This window comes from Erwinia sp. B116 (genome assembly GCF_002865965.1).
In the GTDB taxonomy this organism is placed as follows: domain Bacteria; phylum Pseudomonadota; class Gammaproteobacteria; order Enterobacterales; family Enterobacteriaceae; genus Erwinia.
The window spans coordinates 1-1,267 of record NZ_JRZZ01000097.1 but is presented as its reverse complement, the minus strand read 5'-3'; the positions used below and the strand labels follow the sequence as shown (position 1 = coordinate 1,267).

Annotated in this window: 1 protein-coding gene and 1 pseudogene; both read right to left on the bottom strand. The window is 44.6% G+C overall.

Translation table 11 applies throughout. The annotated features are described in order from the left end of the window. Positions 1–641: pseudogene (locus NV64_RS22690) on the bottom strand (hypothetical protein); the annotation flags it as partial. 98 nt (positions 642–739) lie between these two features. Continuing rightward, on the bottom strand, positions 740–1,267 hold a 528-nt coding region (locus NV64_RS22685; protein WP_255410349.1), incomplete at its 5' end, for a T6SS immunity protein Tli4 family protein.

Here is a 1,267-nt window from a genome sequence, read left to right as displayed (position 1 = left end):
TTCTCTTTCGGGATTTCCTCATCCTTTCTGCCACTTAAGCGCGAGATCAACGATTGCAGCGCGGCCAGTTTTGCTGGTTTTTCGTTCATCTGAGCCTCAGTGAAACCTGCATTAATATAAGTTTTTTTCCTTTGCAGATACTTAGAGTCTGACAAGTCAAGTATTTCAGTAGTAATAACAAAAGCTGTCATATTAACATACACATGAGCTTCCAGAACCCTGCCAAGATCATCCTCACCTGAAATATTTCTGTCAAAAATAAAACCCTTACCTTCGGGAAGCATAATTTTTTCTTTTATAAACGGTGCGTTTTTAGGATCGTTCCCTGGCTTATTAATCGCATCCCGTAACTCCTGCTCCCGCAGTTTTATCCGCTGCTGGAAGGCGGGTGGGTAGATCCATTTACTGCTGATTCTAAAGTCGTCGATAAAAATCATATCGCGCAGGCTGTTGTTAAATGAGTGCGGCACATCTATCACATAACGTCCGATACACTGTGGTTTCGTCTCTGCAAACAGGGTGTCTGTCACGGCACTCTCCTTCGGTGTCATATGCGGTAAGGTCGTGGCGATGGCCGGGGCAGCGAACAACATGCCGGTAACCATCAGCAATAACAGGGTAATTTTCTGCACAGATGTCATGGGACCGGGACCTCCTGAACCACTTTTACAATCGCCCGCAGGATATATTTCAGGGCCGGCATCAGGCGAAGCCGGCGAAAAAATCAACATACCTCCTGCTATTTATAGCGCAATGAATTAACCAGCCGGTCCCAGATTTCAATCATCTGCGCTTCGCTGTAGCGCGTTTTTTTGTACTCACTACTGAGGCTAATATTCAGGTTGGGTTTTTCAGGCGTGCCATCCCGTTCGTTAGCATAAAAATCAAAGTCGTAGAAAGTGGTTTTTTCATTTTCATTCGTCACCGGATTTCTAAGGGTTTGTGTACCACCAAACAGCCACATTTCGGCGGGAATGTCGTTTACTGAACGAGCCTCTTTTTTAATGGTGTACTCATTAGATGTTTTGAGCGCTTCGTTTATTTGCGCACTGCGATTAAAAAGGGTGTCATCTGAACCAGCTATCGTATTATCCATTTCTGCACCAAAGTTGAAATCGTCATTTTCATATTGGAATGTTACTCTTTCAGCATGTTTAACATCATCATCCCTGATAAATCCGTTCGGAATACATACCCCTTTCTCTTTCGGGATTTCCTCATCCTTTCTGCCACTTAAGCGCGAGATCAACGATTGCAGCGCGGCCAG